Annotated in this window: 18 protein-coding genes; 11 read left to right on the top strand and 7 right to left on the bottom strand. The window is 39.2% G+C overall.

Translation table 11 applies throughout. From position 1 onward, the window contains the following. Window positions 1-91 precede the first annotated feature (91 nt). Window positions 92-1,357 carry a protein kinase gene (locus LC608_RS07815; protein ID WP_229552999.1) on the top strand — a complete coding sequence of 422 codons (1,266 nt, stop codon included), beginning with the start codon at window positions 92-94 and terminating at the stop codon, window positions 1,355-1,357. Window positions 1,358-1,499: 142 nt separating this feature from the next. Here LC608_RS07815 and LC608_RS07810 read toward each other — a convergent pair whose 3' ends face one another. Further along, window positions 1,500-1,718 (bottom strand): DUF4327 family protein, encoded by a 219-nt coding sequence (locus LC608_RS07810; protein ID WP_012407469.1) that lies wholly within the window; start codon window positions 1,716-1,718, stop codon window positions 1,500-1,502. Window positions 1,719-2,737: 1,019 nt separating this feature from the next. Here LC608_RS07810 and LC608_RS07805 point away from each other — a divergent pair. The 5 genes from LC608_RS07805 to LC608_RS07785 all read left to right on the top strand — a co-directional run bounded on the left by LC608_RS07805 (window position 2,738) and on the right by LC608_RS07785 (window position 9,205). Further along, on the top strand, window positions 2,738-3,139 hold the full coding sequence (locus LC608_RS07805) for a tetratricopeptide repeat protein (RefSeq protein ID WP_229552998.1): 402 nt from the start codon (window positions 2,738-2,740) through the stop codon (window positions 3,137-3,139). Between the two features lie 102 nt (window positions 3,140-3,241). Further along, entirely contained in the window at window positions 3,242-3,775 is a 534-nt protein-coding gene (locus tag LC608_RS07800; RefSeq protein ID WP_229552997.1) for a DapH/DapD/GlmU-related protein, read from the top strand. Window positions 3,776-3,884: 109 nt separating this feature from the next. Further along, window positions 3,885-4,940 carry an FkbM family methyltransferase gene (locus LC608_RS07795; RefSeq protein ID WP_229552996.1) on the top strand — a complete coding sequence of 352 codons (1,056 nt, stop codon included), beginning with the start codon at window positions 3,885-3,887 and terminating at the stop codon, window positions 4,938-4,940. Window positions 4,941-5,056: 116 nt separating this feature from the next. Beyond that, a complete protein-coding gene (locus LC608_RS07790; RefSeq protein ID WP_229552995.1) occupies window positions 5,057-6,259 on the top strand; it encodes an aminotransferase class I/II-fold pyridoxal phosphate-dependent enzyme in 1,203 nt (400 codons plus the stop codon). Window positions 6,260-6,277: 18 nt separating this feature from the next. Next, entirely contained in the window at window positions 6,278-9,205 is a 2,928-nt protein-coding gene (locus LC608_RS07785; RefSeq protein ID WP_229552994.1) for a hypothetical protein, read from the top strand. 31 nt (window positions 9,206-9,236) lie between these two features. Here the strand turns inward: LC608_RS07785 and LC608_RS07780 are convergent, their stop codons facing one another. The 3 genes from LC608_RS07780 to LC608_RS07770 form a co-directional block, all read right to left on the bottom strand. Continuing rightward, on the bottom strand, window positions 9,237-11,459 hold the full coding sequence (locus tag LC608_RS07780) for an O-linked N-acetylglucosamine transferase, SPINDLY family protein (RefSeq protein WP_229552993.1): 2,223 nt from the start codon (window positions 11,457-11,459) through the stop codon (window positions 9,237-9,239). A 192-nt stretch (window positions 11,460-11,651) separates the two neighbouring features. After that, window positions 11,652-12,215: a type IV pilin-like G/H family protein gene (locus tag LC608_RS07775; protein ID WP_229552992.1), complete on the bottom strand. Its 564-nt coding sequence runs from the start codon at window positions 12,213-12,215 to the stop codon at window positions 11,652-11,654. Window positions 12,216-12,401: 186 nt separating this feature from the next. Further along, on the bottom strand, window positions 12,402-12,968 hold the full coding sequence (locus LC608_RS07770) for a Uma2 family endonuclease (protein ID WP_229552991.1): 567 nt from the start codon (window positions 12,966-12,968) through the stop codon (window positions 12,402-12,404). A 110-nt stretch (window positions 12,969-13,078) separates the two neighbouring features. On the opposite strand from LC608_RS07770, the gene LC608_RS07765 reads away from it, so the two are divergent. Together LC608_RS07765 and trxB are read left to right on the top strand one after the other, a co-directional pair. Further along, entirely contained in the window at window positions 13,079-13,864 is a 786-nt protein-coding gene (locus tag LC608_RS07765) for an Rpn family recombination-promoting nuclease/putative transposase (RefSeq protein WP_229552990.1), read from the top strand. Window positions 13,865-14,253: 389 nt separating this feature from the next. Then, window positions 14,254-15,624 carry a thioredoxin-disulfide reductase gene (gene trxB, locus LC608_RS07760; protein ID WP_229552989.1) on the top strand — a complete coding sequence of 457 codons (1,371 nt, stop codon included), beginning with the start codon at window positions 14,254-14,256 and terminating at the stop codon, window positions 15,622-15,624. A gap of 109 nt (window positions 15,625-15,733) precedes the next feature. Here trxB and LC608_RS07755 read toward each other — a convergent pair whose 3' ends face one another. Both LC608_RS07755 and LC608_RS07750 read right to left on the bottom strand, forming a co-directional pair. After that, entirely contained in the window at window positions 15,734-16,069 is a 336-nt protein-coding gene (locus tag LC608_RS07755) for a XisI protein (protein WP_229552988.1), read from the bottom strand. Continuing rightward, window positions 16,057-16,473, bottom strand: a complete 417-nt coding sequence (locus LC608_RS07750; protein WP_229552987.1) for a XisH family protein — start codon at window positions 16,471-16,473, stop codon at window positions 16,057-16,059. The genes LC608_RS07755 and LC608_RS07750 overlap by 13 nt, the downstream gene beginning before the upstream one ends. A gap of 338 nt (window positions 16,474-16,811) precedes the next feature. Between LC608_RS07750 and LC608_RS07745 the strand changes: the two genes are divergently transcribed. The 3 genes from LC608_RS07745 (at window position 16,812) to LC608_RS07735 (ending at window position 18,999) form a co-directional block, all read left to right on the top strand. Further along, window positions 16,812-17,708 (top strand): ABC transporter permease, encoded by an 897-nt coding sequence (locus tag LC608_RS07745; RefSeq protein WP_194043829.1) that lies wholly within the window; start codon window positions 16,812-16,814, stop codon window positions 17,706-17,708. Window positions 17,709-17,767: 59 nt separating this feature from the next. Continuing rightward, window positions 17,768-17,962 carry a hypothetical protein gene (locus tag LC608_RS07740; protein ID WP_229552986.1) on the top strand — a complete coding sequence of 65 codons (195 nt, stop codon included), beginning with the start codon at window positions 17,768-17,770 and terminating at the stop codon, window positions 17,960-17,962. Between the two features lie 134 nt (window positions 17,963-18,096). Then, entirely contained in the window at window positions 18,097-18,999 is a 903-nt protein-coding gene (locus LC608_RS07735; RefSeq protein ID WP_229552985.1) for an ROK family protein, read from the top strand. Window positions 19,000-19,080: 81 nt separating this feature from the next. Here LC608_RS07735 and LC608_RS07730 read toward each other — a convergent pair. Then, the coding region (locus tag LC608_RS07730) for a hypothetical protein (RefSeq protein ID WP_229552984.1) at window positions 19,081-19,362 on the bottom strand (282 nt) is incomplete at its 5' end.

Raw genomic sequence — 19,362 nt, 5'->3', positions numbered from 1 at the left:
CCAATCCCTAATCCCTAATCCCTAATCCCTAATCCCTAATCCCCAATCCCTAATCCCCAATCCCTAATCCATTTACCTTATAGGTTGTATTGTGGTTAGTCTGACTCTGTTAGAACCGCAACAGAAAACGCCCCTCCAGCAGTGGTGCTTTGAGAACTCTTCCATAATTCGGATTGGTCGAGCGGTAGATAATCATGTTGTTTTAACTGATAGTTTAGTTTCGCGGCATCATCTAGAACTGAGACACGATGCCGACAATGGCGGTGGTTGGCGGCTGATTAGTCAGGGTACAAATGGGACTTTCCTTAACGGTGTGCTTGTGATTCAGAGTCCCTTACCAGATAATTCATTGTTGCAACTGGCACAGGGAGGCCCAATACTGAAATTCCAAATTCAGGATGTAACAGTAGTGGAAACTGGTGTGCGATCGCAACAACTGCAAGAAACAGAAGAAAACGCCGTTGCAACACTCCACTCAGCCCAAGGTAGATCCACTTGCACCCATGAAGGCAATTCGCCAAACAATCTCTTTTGCATCCACTGCGGCCAACCTCTCTCAGTACAACAGAAAATTCGCCATTATCAGGTGTTGCGAACTCTCGGACAAGGAGGCATGGGTACTACTTATCTCGCTTGGGATGCGGCTGGTCAGGTTGCGGGTATGCCAAAATTGCTGGTGTTGAAGCAAATGAATGCTGATATGGTAAAAATTGCCAAAGCTCAAGAATTATTTGAGCGAGAGGCGTATACTCTCAAATCCCTTAACCATCCGGGAATTCCCAAGTATTACGACTTCTTTGTAGAAGACGGAAAAAAATACTTGGCAATGGAACTAATTCACGGACAAGATTTAGAGAGACGTGTCTATACTACTGGGCCAGTTACGCCAAGCCAGGCGATCGCTTGGATGATCCAAACCTGCGATATTTTAGAATATCTTCATAGCCAAGAGCCTCCACTGATTCACCGCGACATTAAACCCGCCAACTTAATGGTGCGAAGTTCACTAAATCGCGTAGTGGTGTTAGATTTTGGCGCAGTTAAGGAAATTGGCACAGCGCCCGGTACTCGTATTGGTGCAGAAGGTTATTGCGCTCCTGAGCAAGAACGAGGACAACCTTTGACTCAATCTGATTTGTATGCAATTGGGCCAACGGTGATTTTTCTGCTCACAGGCGAAAACCCTTTCAAGTATTACCGCCAACGAGGGCGAAACTTCAGGTTTGATGTGGCAAAAGTTCCCACCATTAGTTCCCAATTAAGAGATGTAATTGATCGCGTTACAGAACCATTACCACGCGATCGCTATCAAACTGCAAAGGAATTAGCTGCGGCGTTAGCTGGTTGCCAAGTTTAGAGAGTGAGTGGGGAGTTGGGAGTTAGGAGTTGGGAGTTGGGAGTTAGGAGTTAGGAGTTAGGAGTTAGGAGTTAGGAGTTAGAATTCTTCCCCTGCTCCCCCTGCTCCCCCTGCTCCCTCTGCTTCCTCATCCCCCTACTTTCTACTCCTCATCCCAAGTCTCTACAGCTAGCAATTCACTAACTGGGTCTTGCATACTAAAGCCAAAGTCAAGCAGTTCCTGTTTCCAGTGCTGCCATTCATTACCGTAGAGCAAAGCAATTTTCCAGATGCTATCGCTTGGCTTGATAATGTTCGATTCTATGAGTGATTGCACGTTGCGCTGCAATTTCACCATTGGGTGAATCACTTGCTGAGTCATAACCTCGATTGAATTCAGATTTTGTTGGTAAATACTTAATTAAAACTGCTTTCCAGTCTGCAATTGTTGCCGGATCGTAGAGTGGTGTAATTTTGGTAAAGCTAGTCTTAACTTTTTAACTATACCATAACAAACTCTACTAAATTACTGGTAAATTCGCTTTTGTACGGTAATTACCACCACAAAACTCTAAATCCACCGAGCAGTCCTTAAACTTTTTGCAAAACCTGGGCATAGGTCAGAGGGAAGGGTTAAGGGATGAAGGATGTTTCAATACGGTTCGGATAAGATCCCCCCGCCTGTGGCAACCCCCTTTTTAAGGGGGTAAAGGAGGAAATTAGCCCCCCTTTGTAAGGGGGGTTGGGGGGATCTTCGCAGGGTAAACAAGCTAACCGAACCGTATTGAGAGATGTTTCTGTTTCCCCTTTTTCCTTTAACTTTTCGCCGTCTTCTTTTTCCTTTTAACCTTTTACCACTAGAGTGCAACAGTACCTTTTGTAAGATATCTATTGTGGACGCCGGGCAAAATAATTAGTCGTCTGGGAAGTTGCACTATGTAGTGTGACTGAGGACGACTGGGAAAATTTTATTTTGTTGAATCACGAAAAATATGTGTGCTTGTTGAAGAACTATAGGACACGGGCTAGTTTGAAAGTTTTTGACTAACGGGTAAATTTGCAATTGAGTAGAAATATCTACTGTTTCTGTTTATTTAAACGTTATTTACAATATCGCAAACATCTAACTTTAGGCTGAATAATCGGAAATCTTTATATAATCTTAATTTTTTGTCCAGTGAATAAGGCTTAAAGAGCGATCGCCTACGGCCGTAAACTACGCATGGCAAAATTGTCGGTACAGCATGGGTTTACCATAAACTTCTCTGGTATTCAGAGTCAGCATTTGAATTTTGTGTAAAAAATTTTTAGCGAAGATGTTAGTTTCTGTTGAGCAGATGGGTATCCTCAGAACGGAGGCTTGCTGATACCTAAGTGTTTACCGCAGCAAGTATGTGAGGCATGGCTGGTTCAGACGAAGAATACCTAATTACCCGCAAAAAGCAGATTGGGCGGCGACAGAAGATTGTCACGATAGTATCGATGTTCTCGTTTTTTGGTTCTACGGTGTTTGCAGTTATTCCAGCAATCCAACAGGCTAGCCAACCTAAGCCAGCAATTGCATCTGCTTCTGCTGAGTCAGTATTACAGCAACAGGCGCGGGGCTACGAGCTGGTTTTACAACGGGAACCAGAAAACCAACTTGCTTTAGAGAAACTATCTTTGGTGCGGTTGCAATTGAAGGATGCTAAGGGTGCGATGGAACTTTTGGAGAAGCTGGTGAAGTTACATCCTGGGCGGCAAGATTACAAAGTTGTATTAGAGCAGGTTAAGAAGCAAGAGAGTAATAGTCCCAGTAAATAGACAAGCTTATTTTCTTAATTACTAAGGTAATAGTTAAGTAATAAAAACAATTATTTATTGAATCGATATTTAGAAATTACTCAAGATGTGAAGATAAAAAATATGCAAATCACTGTTGATAAATATGGAATACCAGGTGTCACCACCTTCGAGTATACAAAGATAATAGGTTTAGAAAATATAGAATTTGGCAAAAATATCATAATTGATGATTTTGTGTTTATATATGCCAAAAAACGAATTAAGTTAGGTAACAACGTGCATATTGCATCATTCGCTTCAATAACAGGAGGAGAGTGTTTTACAATGGAGGATTTTTCTGCTTTATCTTCTGGAGTAAGAATTTTTACTGGTTCAGATGATTTCAAGTTTTGGGGTTTTGGTAATTCAACAATTGCTGAAAAGTATAGAAATACTAAAAGGGTATCTATACACATAGGTAAATTTTGTGTTATCGGGGCAAATAGCGTCATTTTACCAGGCGTTACTGTTGGCGAAGGGGCTACGGTTGGCGCAGGCTCCGTTGTTATGAAAAATTTAGAGCCTTGGGGAATATATATAGGGAACCGCAAAATCGGTGATCGAGATAAATCAGCAGTCCTTGAAAACTACAACAAATTTTTATTAGAGAATTAATTATTACAAAATAACCCAATATCTTAGAAATATGGTTATGATGATTCACAATTTTCCGGGAAAGGGCTATTAATTTAATAAACAATTGAAATATTGTAAAAGCAAAGTTATGTCCCAATTTATCAATGATATTATTCATGCTTTTTATGTAAATATTCATAGTTTTCAGGAAAATAACTGGGATTATGAAACGTTTCCAACATCAATAAAGGATCATACCAATAGGCAGCTTTTTATAGACTCATACAGTTATCATCTTAAGTTTTTTTTCAAAAATCAGGAAAATCTTCAACAAGTTCACGAAATTCTAGCTGATTCTGAGTCTAAGAATTGGTTAACAGACTTACTACTTTTCCGACTGGTGGGACATTTACACTTTAAATTACCTACCAATAATGAACAACACTGGCGAGACAGACAGAAAGCTAGGGAAATGATAGTTTCAGAATCTGATATAGATTACTCTGGTCTTTTTGGTGAATTGCAGAAGTATGCGGTTAGCTTTGAAGATCAATATATTACTATTGATTGCTGGTGGCTCAATGTGGCTTGGACATTTTTGTTTAAGCAGTATTATTTTAATAGAAATAATGTTCAAATATGTCCTGAACCGGGAGATTATGTTATTGATGCTGGTGCGTGCTTTGGTGATACAGCAATAGCTTTTGCATCAACTATTGGTTCAGAAGGCAAAGTTTTTTCATTTGAAATAGAGCCACATAATTTAGATGTATTTTGCTACAATTTGATGCAGAATGAGAATTTGGCAGAAAGAGTAGTTATTAGTGATTATGCTCTAACAGATAGTTTAGAAACTCAGCTTTATTTACATGGTGATGGGCCTGTTGCACATATTAGTAATACTCCATCGGAAATACCTGTAGCTGCTACCACAATTGATCAACTTGTATATGAAAAAAGTATAGATAGAGTTGATTTCATTAAAATGGATATTGAAGGTGCTGAGTTAAGTGCCTTACATGGGGCTGTAGAAACTATCCGTAAGTTCCGTCCAAAACTTGCTATTTCTATATATCATAGACCAAATGATATTTTTGATATTCCTATATTTATCCATAGTTTGGATATTGGCTACCAGTTGTACATAGATCATTACACGATACATCTGGGGGAAACAGTGCTTTACGCGAAAGTTATGGAATAAACCTTTGATATCATTTTCCTTTGATTTTTAATATATCAAAGACCCTCACTTTTAAAACATCCTAGAATATTTTTTTAAAATGTTTTCTAAAGTTTTCCCAAATACAAAATAAAAAAATGGTTCAGATAAAAAAAGACTTCAAGGAATTAGCTTTGTTTGGCGGAACACCAACCTTCTCGGAAAAGTTACATGTTGGTCGTCCCAATATTGGAAACCGCGAATGTTTATTAGCTCGTATCAATGACATATTAGATAGAAAATGGCTAACTAATAATGGTATCTATGTACAGGAATTTGAACAGCGCATTGCTGAGTTTGTCGGGGTAAAGCATTGTATTGCTACTTGTAATGCAACAGTGGCATTAGAAATAGCCATTCGTGCTGTAGGGTTAACAGGAGAAGTCATTGTTCCTTCTTTTACCTTTATTGCAACCGCACACGCCCTACAATGGCAAGAAATTACACCTGTTTTTTGTGATATTGACCCCCAAACCCATAATATAGATCCAAACAAAATAGTTCAAAGCATCACCCCAAAAACTACTGGCATTCTTGGTGTTCATTTGTGGGGTCGTCCTTGCAATGTGGAAGCTTTAAGCGAAATTGCTGATACTTATAATTTAAAATTAATGTTTGATGCGGCTCATGCTTTCGGCTGTTCACATCAAGGACGTATGATTGGTAGCTTTGGAGATGCCGAAGTTTTTAGCTTCCACGCTACTAAGTTTTTGAATACATTTGAGGGTGGAGCAATTGTTACAAACAGTGATGAACTAGCAGAAAAAATTCGCTTAATGACAAATTTTGGTTTCGCTGGTATGGATAATGTTATCTATATTGGTACAAATGGCAAGATGAATGAAGTATCAGCAGCAATGGGATTAACTTCCTTAGAGAGTATTGATAACTTTATTGAAATTAACTATCGTAACTACAAATGGTATGAACAAGAACTTGCTGATATTCCAGGTATTTATTTATTTAAATATAACGAAAACGAAAAACATAACTATCAATATATTGTTTTAGAAATTGAAGAATCTGAAACTCAAATAAGTAGAGATAAATTGCTTGAAATACTTCATGCTGAAAATATTATAGCTCGGCGCTATTTTTATCCTGGCTGTCATCGCATGGAACCTTATAATTCATATTTTCCCTATGCAAGATTGCTACTACCTGAAACTGAAAGATTAGCTGAGAAAGTTTTACTCTTGCCTACAGGAAGTTCAAGTACTAAAGAGCAGATTAGGATAATAGCTCAAATTATTAGAATTGCTATTACCGAAGCTAAATATGTATATGCACATATCAATTAGCTATCAACAATTAAGATAATGAAGAATAATACTGAAAAATATCAATTAAGCTTTATTATATTTTCTCCACCGTTTCAACCTAATGTAGGTGGAGTTATTGCTCTTTATACTCTTGCTCGAATCATTGATGAAGCAGGTTTTTTTTGTAAAGTTTTTGACATGAATGGCATTAATTTGGCTAACAATATTTTTGATAATTATGCAACAAAAGCTGAGATAAACGAAAATACAGTTGTTGTATATCCAGAAGTTATTTTTGGCAATCCTTTAAATGCAAAACACGTAGTTAGATGGATTCTTTGCGAACTTGGTATTCATTGTCCTCATGATATATACACAACTTGGGGAAAAGATGACTTTGTTTATCATTACAGTACATATAATCCTCAAAAAGATGTAAAACACTATAATATTCTTTCCCCAACATACTTAAATCCTGCATTACAAAATCATGGTAAATCAAGAAATGGAACTTGCCATATTATAAGAAAAGGTCACAAATTTCACAAACCATTGCTCCATATTCATCCATCTAATTCTCTTTTGTTGGATGATAATTTATCTCAAGAAATTCTTATTGAGATTTTTAATATAAAAGAATATCTAATTTCTTATGACCCATATTCTTATATTAATTTTATGGCAGCTTTATGTGGGTGTATTCCTATTGTAGTTCCCATAAAAGAAACTAGTCAAAAGCAATGGTTGGAAAGCTTATTTATGTCGATAAGTTTGGAACAATCTGGACAAAAAAATGAATTAAAGGGAATTGCTTATGGTTTAGAAGAAGTAGAATATGCAAGAAAAACATTACAGGAAGTACGAAATCAACAAGACATATTTATCCAATATGGCAAAGACACTGTTCATTGTTTTATAAATGATATGATTAGCAGACTTTGTGCTAAGTCAGACTTTGAAAAATTATCTAAAAATGCTCATATTTTACAAGTTGTAGATATATTTAGCATTAGTCAATCTGAGAGTAGCCCAGAAGATATAATAAAATATTATTCTGAAGACTTTATTGCTAATATTATACCTAAAAATATAGATGAAAATCAAAAATTAACAGGCTATCTAAAATTCCTATTTTCCTCTCAGCCTTACTTCCAACAAATTGGTGATGCAGATAATTACTGCCAATATTTGCAAGAGAGTATTAATTACCTACACACATCTATATTCAAAAATCTTGATTCTACGTTTTGGCATGAAGTAGTTAACAATTTTGCTCAAGATACTAATTTTATACCCGCATATTTCAATGAGATAAATCTGAAAAATATATATGTTAAACGTGCAGAAATATTAGAGTTATTCCTGAAACTTAATAGTCATGAACTGGATTATGAATTTGCAGTTCGACCTGTAAACAGAAAAAAGATTAGGCTTGGTATCCTAGCATCACATTTCACACCTTCAGCCGAAACATTTGCCTACCTTCCTGTTTATGAATATATTAGTCGAGATTTTGAAGTCATTTTGTACTCTCTGAGTCAAACTGGTCATCGATTAGAGCAATATTGTCAACTCTGTGCAAACTGTTTTAAACTGCTACCACAGGAATTATCAGCACAGGTTAAGACCATTCGTGCTGATGATGTTGACATATTATTTATAGCTACCAATGTCACCGCAGTAACTAATCAAATCTGCCTTTTAGTAACCCATAGATTAGCCAGAATACAAGTTACCAGTGGTGGTTCTGTAACCACAACTGGAATGCGAAATATGGATTATTATATTTCTGGTACATTAACTGATCCATCACCAACAGCACAAGACCACTATCAAGAAAACCTAGTCAAATTAGAAGGAACTGCTCACTGTTTTAGTTACGGTACTGAAGAAGAAAGCTTAACAACTCCAGTTGACCGAAATAGTTTAGAAATTCCCGAGGATGTTGTTGTTTTTATCTCAGGTGCTAACTACTTCAAAACAATTCCAGAACTGATAGATATATGGGCAAAAATCATTTCTAAAGTACCAAATTCAGTTTTAGTACTTTTACCATTTGGGCCAAATTGGTCAAATAATTATCCAAAAATAGAATTTATCAATCATTTGAATTCTATATTTTCTAAGCATGGAGTAGCGGCTGAACGCTTAAGAGTCTTAGATCCTCATCCCGTCCCAGATCGGGAGGGTATGAAGGAATACTACAAAATTGCTGATATATATTTAGATTCTTACCCATTTGCGGGAACAACTTCTCTGGTAGAACCACTACAAGTTAATCTACCAGTAATTGCTAGGCAGGGAACTACCTTTCGTTCTGCAATGGGAGCTGCAATGGTTCAAGCATTGGATGTCCCCAATTTAGTTGCAGATAGTGAAGAGTCTTATATACAATTAGCGATCGCCCTCGGAACTGATCCTGAATTACGCCAACAAAAGAGCGCCCAAATCAAGGAAAAAATGCAAGGTAATCCTAGTTTTCTGGATAGCCGCTCTTACTCAGCTAAAATAGGCAGCCTCTTCCAAGAACTATTTAGTAAATATCTTGCAGATACCCTGAGTCAAAATTTCCGCTTAGGAAATATTAACTTAATTATTTTCCCTGATTGGTCACAGCCAGAAGACCTACTATATCAAGATTTAGTAAGTGCCATTTCTACTCTTACTACTCACCCAGATAAAAGTAACATAACTCTCCTGATTGATACTCAAAATATTTCTGATGAGGAAGCCGATATGCTTTTATCGTCTTTGACCATGAATTTGCTTATGGAAGATGATGTAGATATAACTGAGGGGCCAGAAATTTCTTTGCTAGGTAAGATGAGTGATGCACAATGGAAAACTCTTTTGCCTAGAATCAATACTCGAATTGCTTTAGCAACAGATAATCAATCTGCGATCGCACAAGCGAAGGCAGAAACACTTCCATCTTGGGATGTAGATAGCTTAATCGCATTCAAATTAGAGATGACGCCTGTCTAATCATGGTCAAGCCTTCTATGGTGGATTGGGGTTAGGTCTGTATTCCATCCAATTGAGAACCGCTATAGTTCTGCCACATCTGTTGGTAAGCCTTTTCCATTTCACGGGTAAACTGTTTGCCATTCCATAACGGTGCTGTTTGTCGGGATGCTTTCAATTTCAAAGCCACCTGCTGGCGTAAAGCCTCATCTTTCCCCAAGCGGACACCCCACTCAATATACTCTTCATCAGTCCAGGCGATACCTTCTGTAATCCCTGCATTCATCATCATGGTGTAGCTATTACGGGCTGCAAATTGTTCACCGACTCGCGTCACCAACGGGATACCCATCCACAATGTTTCTAAGGTTGTTGTCGCTCCGTTGTAGGGAAATGTATCTAATACAATATCAGCAATGCCTAAATTAGCACGATGAACTGACTCTGAATGAACTTGTGGTAAAAATCGTAACCGAGAACAATCTACACCTTCTTCTTCGGCAATTTGGTAAAAGAAGCGTTTAATTGTTTCCTCCTCAGCCAGTCCCTTAATCAAAAAGTAGCTGTTAGGTACTTGTTTAATAATTTGCATTTGCCACCTTGTTGTTTCTGGATGGCGTTTATATCCTCTTTGGGCGCTGAGATATACAACAGCATCCATAGGAATATCCAAGTCATCGCGGCGGAGAGTGGGTACACCAACTTCAAAACCATCTACCGCTATGTAAGTTTGAGGTAATCTCCAAATTTTCTCTGTATAGTAATCTTGTGCATCATCTGGCAGTACGTAAGGATCTGCAATAAAGTAATCAATTGCAGGTATGCCTGATGCATCCCACCCCAACCAAGTAACTTGAATTGGGGCTGGCTTGAGTGCCATAACTTCACTAGTAATATCTAAAGTGATACTATCAAGGTCAACTAAAATATCGATTTCATCTTGATATATCTGGTCAGCAATTTTTAGACCATTCATACCTAGTTGACGGGCTTTTCCTGCCTGACTTAGATACCACTCTTGAATATAGTCGTCTACTAATTGGTAGTTAACAAAATAAGTATGAATATCAAACTTATCTCGATCATGATGCTGAAACAACCACCGAGCTAGCCAACCAACCGAATGATTCCTTAAAGCATAAGATATATAACCAATTTTTAATTTTTTCGGATGATCCTTAATGACTTGGTGGTTATAGTTTTTTCCTTGTGATTGGGCAAGTGCTTGAATATCATTATTAAAAATCTCAGCTACCTTATTATGAATAGCTCGAAATTCAGCAGGAGCATCTTTAATGTGAGGTATTGCAAATGATGGCGTAAGTAACCTTAATATTCTTGCTTCTTCTAAAAGAATTGGTTGGGCTTCAATAAAGTTTTTATATACAGTTTCCAATTCTTGGCAAGTTTTACATATTTCTTGCCAATATCCCCCTGCTGACATTAGACCCCTTAACAGCAGATGGAGCGCAAAGATTTTATCAGCCAAACCTTCTGATAAAGAATAACATAACCTAGCTGTCTCTATCCCTTGAGAATAATTACGAGCATCTTGATAAAAAGTCGCTAAATGCCGCAAAATTTCTACATTATCTGGTTCCAATTGTAAATGCAAGTTAAGAATAGATGCTGCTAGCATAGGCTGCCGCAAAGTATGGCCAATTTGCATAGCAGCAGGAAGAAGTATGGAGAAGCATTGATGAGTATCAGAAAAATAAGGAAGACTAGCTTCTATTAAATTCAGATTGACTGGATGTAAAGGTATAGTATTTAAAAACTCTTTTAAAACTTGTATCAATAGTTCAATATCGATTTCTATATCTTCTTTTGCTTTTAAGCGCTCAATTAATCCCCACTGATTCAAATCATCAATTTCTTCAAATCTTTCTAACCTAAGAGAAAGTATAAGGATTTGAAGCAAATTATTTATATAACTAGGATTAATTTCCCGCATGTGCTGGCGAATTAACCAAGCTAAAGAATATTCTGCCAGGGTTTCGCGCCTTTCTGCTTCTCTTTGTAAAAATTGAAATAATTCATTTGTCCAAATTAGTAACTGTTCTTCATCTGCCTCTGTCATTGGCAGCATCCAAGTCATTTGAGCTTCCGCTTCTTGGTTTTGTAGTAGCAACAGTAATCCTAAATGCCAATAATAGGAGATAGTATTTGGTTCTATCGCTATTGCTTGCTCATATAACGCTGCTGCTTGCACATAGTTTTCTTTAATTAAGTATTCTTCAGCCTGTTCTTGCCAATTATATATATCAGTAATCATTTTGATTCTCTTAGAAAAAGATATCGGCAATCTAGTTGTGAATAAATCACAAAAATGAAATAAAGTGGATAGAAAAGTCTACCCACTTGAGAAAATACGTAATTTAGCTGAATAAAAGTCGTGATGACAACTGAAATTCTGTATCAAGTGTTGTTTTGTTGGTGAGTAATTCTTATCTACTAACTCACATATCTACTTAGATAAGCTGATAAAGTTGGTAGGGCAACTGGGTGAACCATTAGCCGTGAAACTCGCGTTAGTTACAGCTACACCCTGGTTGACTCTAGCTTTTTCATTTTCACATAAAATAGCTATGGTGGTAGCTTCACTGGTAGCAGATTGTGTTGCTACACCCACACCACCAATATAATTTTTAAGAGGTGCAGCAGGAAGTACTGTTTCTGCTTGGTTCGTTACTTGACTAGGACTAGTAGTACCACCACCAGAAATTGTGTACTTGTAATTTGATGTTTCTGTTGCAATACCGAGACCTAAACTACCAAAGTCACCTTGGGCTGCAAATTTATTCTGTTCAAGGTAAAATGCTTGTTGTGCGCGGTTCATGGAGCCTACGTAGGTTTTAGCTTCTGACTGCTTGGCTTTGTTAGCTTGGTTCAAGAAAGAAGGCAGTGCGATCGCAGACAAAATACCGATAATAATAATTACTACTAATAATTCAATGAGTGTAAAACCCTCATTTTCGTTCTTCTTGGCGAGGATGTGTTGAAGAAACTTGGCCTTTAGTTCGGTTTTCATAAGTGTTTTCCGTGGGTAGGAGGTGATTGTGTGTTCTAGATATAACTTACCCAACTGCGATCGCTTTCCTATCACCTTGAGAAAAAAAGTTTGGGGGAATGCGGTTACACAATCCAAAATCCTTGCATTAAAAAGCCCCTAGTGTATACCAGGGGCTAGATTCTCAATTTTGTTTGTGAGAGTGCTTTATTCAAATTCAGGTGGCCACAGTTCTGATATCGCCATTTCCCAACCTGGTAGCAAATCCGGTAATGTAAGTATGTCTCCATTTTCCAACACTACTGGAGCTTGGTTTAATCGGTAAACCGTTACTGTTAATTGGTCAGGGTCAATTAGTATGCCGACTACAGACCCAAGTTGCAAAAATAGCTGAATCTTCTCTTCAAGCGGTTTAATTCTGTCGCTTTTAGATTTAATCTCAACTATTAGGTCTGGAACTAACTCTACAAAGTCGCGCTTGGTCTTCTTGAGCCGATCAGCCCGAACAAAAGACACATCAGGCGATCGCACATTTCTTTTTTCTAAGTCGTCCTCTTCTATATTCGGTAGGATAAACCCTGCGCCAGAACCAGTTACACGCCCTAGTTTGCGTGACATGACCCAGATATTTAAGAAGGTACTCAACCGAGCGCCAATTTCCTCTGACTCGTAATCTGATGGCGCAGAAACTATGATTTTTCCCTCTACCAGTTCCATCTGCCATTCTGGATGCTCAGTGTGTAACTGCTCTAAATCGGTGATGGTGAGGGACATAATACGCCAAATAACGCTTTAATCTCTATCATACGTACTTCAACCCCCGAAAGATACAATGTATTGTATTCAAAGGAAAACGGCTCTATAGTTCGCCATTAGCACCATCAATGAAAACAGATGTCATTTTTTATGAACTTATCAAGGAACTACCACAGATATTTTTTGAACTTATTGATAAACCTGACACTAATCCTAATATCTACACATTTATTGCACCTGAAGTTAAGCAACAATCATTTCGTTTAGATGGTTTATTTGCTACTATAAAGGGATTTGAAAATGAACCTATGTACTTTGTAGAATTGCAAACCTACAAAGATGAAGAATTTTACGAACGACTTTTTGGGGAAATTTTTGTTTACTTTCGTCAATATAAACCCGTAAACTCAGACTGGTACGCAATTGTTATTTACGACAAACGTACCCATGAAACCCCACCTCATCCACGCTATCAGGCTTTAGTACAACAACATCTACGCTGCATTTATCTAAATGAACTTTCTACTAGGGGTGAAGATTCCTTGGCGATAGGAATTGCCAAACTATTTGTAGAAGCGCCTACAAAAGCTCCCTCCTTAGCCCAACAGCTAATCATTCAGGCACGAGAAGACTTCCCCGATGAAAATCTTCAAAAGAAAGTGATAGCATTTATCCAAGCCATTGTATTTTATAAGTTTCCCAATCTTACCTTAGAGGAAATTGAAGCTATGCTCGATTTAGATGCATTCAAAAATACTCGATTGTACGAGAGTATCGTGGCAAAGACAGAACCAGAAACCAAGCTGAAATTAGCCCCAAAATGTGTTGAGAAAGGTATGAGCATTCAAGAAATAGCTGAATTTCTAGAGCTAGACGTTGAAATTATCAAGAAATATCTACAAGAACAGTCTTAGTGATTCAGAATAATGTAGCTTATGCAACTGGCACATACATATATTAGGAGCAATTTAAACTATGTTTGATTTAGATGAATTTACAATTACTCGATTGTACAAGAGCATCTGGGAAAAGAGTAGATTGAAATTAGCCCCAAAACTTAGGGATCGAGGTATGAGCGTTCAAGAAATGGCAGAATTGCTAGAAATAGATATTGAAGTTATCAGAAAATATCTGCGAGAAAGCTTTTAGCGGTTAAGAGTATCTTTGACAAGTATTGAGCGCATAGTACCGTAGGCATTTGGCGTAGGCGTAGCCCGTCGCAGACATCGCTTACCATCTGGCGTAGCCAATCACAGTTTGTTATGCTATATTAAACGTAGTCGTTATGAGTTCGTATATTTTCATGACTAACACAACAACAGAAAACTTAGTAATTATCGGTTCTGGCCCAGCAGGGTACACAGCAGCTATTTATGCCGGACGCGCTAACCTGAAACCCGTTGTATTTGAAGGTTTCCAAGCCGGGGGTTTACCTGGTGGGCAACTAATGACAACGACGGAAGTTGAGAACTTTCCAGGGTTTCCCCAAGGGATTACTGGGCCGGAACTGATGGATCAGATGAAGGCGCAGGCGGAGCGCTGGGGGGCTGAACTATATACTGAAGATGTTATATCAGTTGACTTGAGTCAGCGGCCATTTACAGTGCGATCGCAAGAAAGGGAAATAAAAACCAACAGCATCGTCATTGCTACGGGTGCAACAGCAAAGCGTTTGGGTTTACCCAACGAACATGAATTTTGGAGTCGGGGTATTTCCGCTTGTGCAATTTGCGATGGTGCAACACCAATTTTCCACGGTGCAGAATTGGCTGTAATTGGTGCTGGTGACTCGGCGGCGGAAGAGTCAATTTACCTCACCAAATATGGTTCCAAGGTAAATATGTTGGTACGCACCGATAAAATGCGGGCTTCTAAAGCCATGCAAGACCGCGTTTTGAGTAACCCAAAAATCCAAGTGCATTGGAACACAGAAGCCGTGGATATCTTCGGTAATGGTCACATGGAAGGGGTGAAAGTCCGCAATACCAAAACTGGTGAAGAGAGCAAACTACACGCTAAGGGTTTATTCTACGCCGTTGGTCATAGCCCTAACACTTCTCTATTTAAAGGACAATTAGAACTGGATGAGATAGGTTATGTTGTCACTAAGCCTGGTACTGTAGAAACCAGTGTAGAAGGCGTTTTTGCTGCTGGCGACGTACAAGATCATGAGTTTCGGCAAGCAATTACGGCTGCGGGTAGTGGCTGTATGGCGGCGATGTTAGCAGAACGCTGGTTATCATTCACTGGCTTGATTCAAGAATTCCATCAACAGACAGAAACAGCAGTTAATGAATTAGAACATCAGCCAGCTAAAAAGACTGAAGCCGAGGAAGAAGCTGGATTTAACTTGGATGCGACGCGCCATCAGGGAGGTTATGCTTTACGGAAATTGTTCCATGAAAGCGATCGCTTACTCCTTGTTAAATACGTCTCGCCTGGTTGTGGCCCTTGCCATACTCTGAAGCCGATTTTAAATAAAGTGGTGGATGAATTTGACAGCAAAATCCACTTTGTGGAAATTGACATCGACAAAGACCGAGATATCGCTGAAAATGCTGGTGTGACAGGAACGCCAACAGTTCAATTGTTCAAAGATAAGGAGCTGGTGAAGGAAGTCAAAGGTGTGAAGCAAAAGAGCGAATACCGCCAGTTAATTGAAAGTAATCTTTAGGGACTGGAGGTTTCAAAGCCTCTCTCCGTTTCGGGGAGAGGTTTGGAGAGGGGTTTTGAGTATACTTCACAACTTTTCAAACAACCTCTCAAATGTTAGCTTTAATAAGTTAGGCAATAGCATACCCTGTGTGTTGCCTAACATTTGGCGGGTAAAATCCCAAGACAATTTTCTCTTTGGGAATTCCTGCTGCTATCAATTCGTAGGTTACACCATCTTCTGTGTCATCCCGTTGCACCCAAATTTTGCCATCAATAATATCAAGATGAACTAAGCAACCGTGAATTCGCTTAACACCATCCCAGCCTAGCGTTATCAACAAATAACTGTCATTTTCGGTATCAAAGACTACTTTACATTCAATAGCTGCGTGCGAATAAGGAATTTTTGTGTAGGGTACTAATACCTCTTTGATGATACGTCGATAATTATTTAAGGTATCCATTGAATAATCCTCTCAGTTTCTGGATTAAAAACGAGTAACTTGAGATTCTCTGTTTCTATTAAAAGTGTACCAATTGGTTCTTCAAACAAAGCTGTAAATACGCTGTCGCGCACTGCCAAATATAATGTTCTTTTTGGTTCGAGGCGATGGATAACAGCACGATACATGATAAATCCCCCAATAGCGTCTTTAAGGTCTGCCATTTCTGAAGGACTAACAAAACTTTTAATTTCTACAGCTATTTTTTTACTTCCTTGTTCTGCGGCTAAGAGTTGTTTAGCTCCTAAATCTACATACATATCTTTTTGACCCCACTTTAAACGTAGGGGGTCATCTGTAATTATCCAGCCTTCTTGAATTAAGGCATTCTTAACAGCGTTATGATAAATATCTCTTGCAGGCATACCACAGTATATTAAAATCCAATACGGTTCAGTTAAGGGCTAATTGTACAAAATTGTGGGTTTTCGAGACGCGATAACTCGCCGTCTATACAAGTGTTTTGGTCTTATCTGAACTGTATTGTATTAAAAATTTTCTTTACTTGGAATCATTTACCTTTGTTGTAACACTTGGCTAATAATTTATCTTTACCAAAGATAAGGCATAATCTCACCTCTAACTCAGTCTAGCTCTGTATCCACCGCTCAACAGTTAGACTTTTATTCACAATGTTTACGCAATCCCCTATCTGATATGTAAAATAGTCAGCGTATCAAGCTTTGATCCAGGCGATCGCTTTATGGCCATTACAAAACGGCGACTACCGACATTTTTACAGTTTGGCAAAAGTCTCAATCTTTCGCAAAAACTCATGCTCATAGGGTTAGCCATTACCCTATTTTTCATCTTTCTGGCATTCTTCGCTCCCGTATTGCAGGCTTGGGGATGGCTGCAAAACCCCAAAGATTTTCTTTCTAATCCAATTCACGAGCCACCCTCAGCTAAACATTGGTTTGGTACTAGTCGTTTGGGTTATGATGTGTTCTCCCGGACGTTGTTTGGCGCTCAAGCTGCTTTGCAGGTGGTGATTTTGGCAACAGCGCTGAGTATGATTATCGGTGTGCCTTTGGGGATGCTGAGTGGTTATCTCGGCGGGAAATTGGATAAAGTGTTGCTGTTTATTATGGATAGCATTTACACTCTACCGGGGCTACTGCTGTCTGTGACGCTGGCGTTTGTGGTAGGGCGTGGAATATTAAATGCAGCGATCGCTATTAGCATCGCTTACATTCCCCAATATTATCGCGTTGTTCGCAACCACACCGTGAGCGTGAAAACTGAAGTGTTTATCGAAGCTGCTCAAGCAATGGGCGCCTCCACTTGGGTTGTGCTTTCTCGTTATCTATTTTTCAACGTCATTCAAAGCGTACCCGTCCTATTCACACTCAACGCTGCTGATGCAATTTTGGTGTTGGGCGGTTTGGGCTTTTTGGGGCTAGGACTTCCCGAAGAAGTGGCAGAATGGGGACATGATTTAAAACAAGCCTTAGAAGCTCTACCTACTGGCATTTGGTGGACTACACTTTTCCCTGGTTTAACCATGACATTCATGGTGGTAGGGTTATCACTACTTGGTGAAGGGTTGAATGAATTTGTCAATCCCCGTTTACGAAGAGAAAATAGAATCCGAAAGTAGTCATTGGTCATTAGTTTTGAACAAAGGACAAATGACAAATAAACAATACAGAGATTTGTATGAAAGATAATCTAACGTTAATTGCTGCCGCTACTGGCGGGTTTATCCTTTCTGTTGCTCTTGCTGGTATCTTAAGAGGTGCGCCAATTACAGCTTGGCAAGAGCGATCGAGTGTTTATAGTATGACTGTTGCTAATTTACGACTCGCACCCAATAGAACAGAAAATTTAGAATATTTTCGTGGCAAATCCTAAAACCCTAAGTACACATTTGCCTAAAAGTCTGACAAATTGCTGATTTTGAACTTGATAATAGGGAATAGGTAATAACTGTTCAGCAATTACCAATGCCCCATGCCCAATGCCCAATGACAAATGACAAATGACAAATGACAAATGACAAAATTCAAGTAATTGGCATTGATGTGGGGGGAACAGCAATTAAGCTGGGGCGTTTTACACCCGACGGTATTTGTCTGCAATCCTTGACTGTGGCGGCTCCCCAACCGACAACACCAGAGGCCGTGCTGACGGTGCTTGTAGATGCGATCGCTCAAATTGATCCAGATAATCAAGCTGTTGCTATTGGTGTTGGAACTCCTGGCCCATCCGATGCAGCAAGACGCATTGCCAAAATCGCCATTAACTTACCTGGATGGGTCGATGTGCCTTTAGCAGACTGGTTAGAAGCTAAAACTAGCAAACCTACTGCGATCGCTAATGATGCTAATTGCGCTCTTTTGGGAGAAGCTTGGCTAGGAGCTGGTCGCCATTTTCAAAATTTGATTCTGCTAACTTTAGGTACTGGGGTTGGTGGCGCAATTATCCTTGATAGCAAACTATTTGTTGGACATCAAGGAGCCGCCGGGGAATTAGGTTTAATTTCATTAAATCCTGATGGCCCAATTTGCAATAGTGGCAATCAAGGCTCTTTAGAACAATATGCTTGTGCTACTGCAATTCGCCGTCGCACTCTCAAGGAACCCGTCGAATTGGGTTTTCTTGCCCAACAAGGAGATCCCGCAGCATTGACTTTTTGGCAAGAATATGGTAAGTATTTGGGGATTGGTTTGACGAGTTTAATTTATGTACTCACACCGCAAGCGATCGTCATTGGTGGCGGTATAAGTGGCAGCTTTGAATTTTTCTTACCAACAGTGAAGGCAGAAATTGAGAAGCGAGTGCAGCCTTTATCACGGGTGGGTTTACAAATATTGCCTGCCGAGTTAGGTAATTTTGCAGGGATAGTAGGTGCAGCAAAATTGGCATGGCAACACTATTCGGACTTTTAGCTAAAACAATAAAGTTGCCCCACGTCTCATCCGTCAAGAGAGTGTGGGGCTTCTTTATGACAGTTTCTCTAGGTTTAGCCCCTATACGAGATTGACAAAGTTCCCGTTCACCGCTGAGGCATCCGTCAACGCTATGCCTGAATTAAAGAAGCCGTCTCCTGTGGACAGATATACTTCAGCATCACGAACACCATCGACCCATGCACCTTTTTCTTGGCGGATGAAGTCGCTGAAATCGTCGCCATTGTAGTCTCCTGCAATCAGATTCACAAAGTTCCCGTTCACCGCTGAGGCATCCGTCAACGCTATGCCTGAATTAAAGAAGCCGTCTCCTGTGGACAGATATACTTCAGCATCACGAAC

This window comes from Nostoc sp. XA010 (genome assembly GCF_020829625.1).
Taxonomy (GTDB): domain Bacteria; phylum Cyanobacteriota; class Cyanobacteriia; order Cyanobacteriales; family Nostocaceae; genus Nostoc.
The sequence above is the reverse complement of the archived record's forward strand: the minus strand, read 5'-3'. Positions and strand labels throughout refer to the sequence as shown.

Coding starts and splice junctions, on each gene's coding strand:
- LC608_RS07785 (WP_229552994.1), top strand. CDS start 6,278: ATGAAGAATAATACTGAAAAATATCAATTAAGCTTTATTATATTTTCT.
- LC608_RS07800 (WP_229552997.1), top strand. CDS start 3,242: ATGCAAATCACTGTTGATAAATATGGAATACCAGGTGTCACCACCTTC.
- trxB (WP_229552989.1), top strand. CDS start 14,254: ATGACTAACACAACAACAGAAAACTTAGTAATTATCGGTTCTGGCCCA.
- LC608_RS07805 (WP_229552998.1), top strand. CDS start 2,738: ATGGCTGGTTCAGACGAAGAATACCTAATTACCCGCAAAAAGCAGATT.
- LC608_RS07765 (WP_229552990.1), top strand. CDS start 13,079: ATGAAAACAGATGTCATTTTTTATGAACTTATCAAGGAACTACCACAG.
- LC608_RS07775 (WP_229552992.1), bottom strand. CDS start 12,215: ATGAAAACCGAACTAAAGGCCAAGTTTCTTCAACACATCCTCGCCAAG.
- LC608_RS07780 (WP_229552993.1), bottom strand. CDS start 11,459: ATGATTACTGATATATATAATTGGCAAGAACAGGCTGAAGAATACTTA.
- LC608_RS07740 (WP_229552986.1), top strand. CDS start 17,768: ATGAAAGATAATCTAACGTTAATTGCTGCCGCTACTGGCGGGTTTATC.
- LC608_RS07745 (WP_194043829.1), top strand. CDS start 16,812: ATGGCCATTACAAAACGGCGACTACCGACATTTTTACAGTTTGGCAAA.
- LC608_RS07790 (WP_229552995.1), top strand. CDS start 5,057: ATGGTTCAGATAAAAAAAGACTTCAAGGAATTAGCTTTGTTTGGCGGA.
- LC608_RS07810 (WP_012407469.1), bottom strand. CDS start 1,718: ATGACTCAGCAAGTGATTCACCCAATGGTGAAATTGCAGCGCAACGTG.
- LC608_RS07795 (WP_229552996.1), top strand. CDS start 3,885: ATGTCCCAATTTATCAATGATATTATTCATGCTTTTTATGTAAATATT.
- LC608_RS07755 (WP_229552988.1), bottom strand. CDS start 16,069: ATGGATACCTTAAATAATTATCGACGTATCATCAAAGAGGTATTAGTA.
- LC608_RS07770 (WP_229552991.1), bottom strand. CDS start 12,968: ATGTCCCTCACCATCACCGATTTAGAGCAGTTACACACTGAGCATCCA.
- LC608_RS07750 (WP_229552987.1), bottom strand. CDS start 16,473: ATGCCTGCAAGAGATATTTATCATAACGCTGTTAAGAATGCCTTAATT.
- LC608_RS07735 (WP_229552985.1), top strand. CDS start 18,097: ATGACAAATGACAAAATTCAAGTAATTGGCATTGATGTGGGGGGAACA.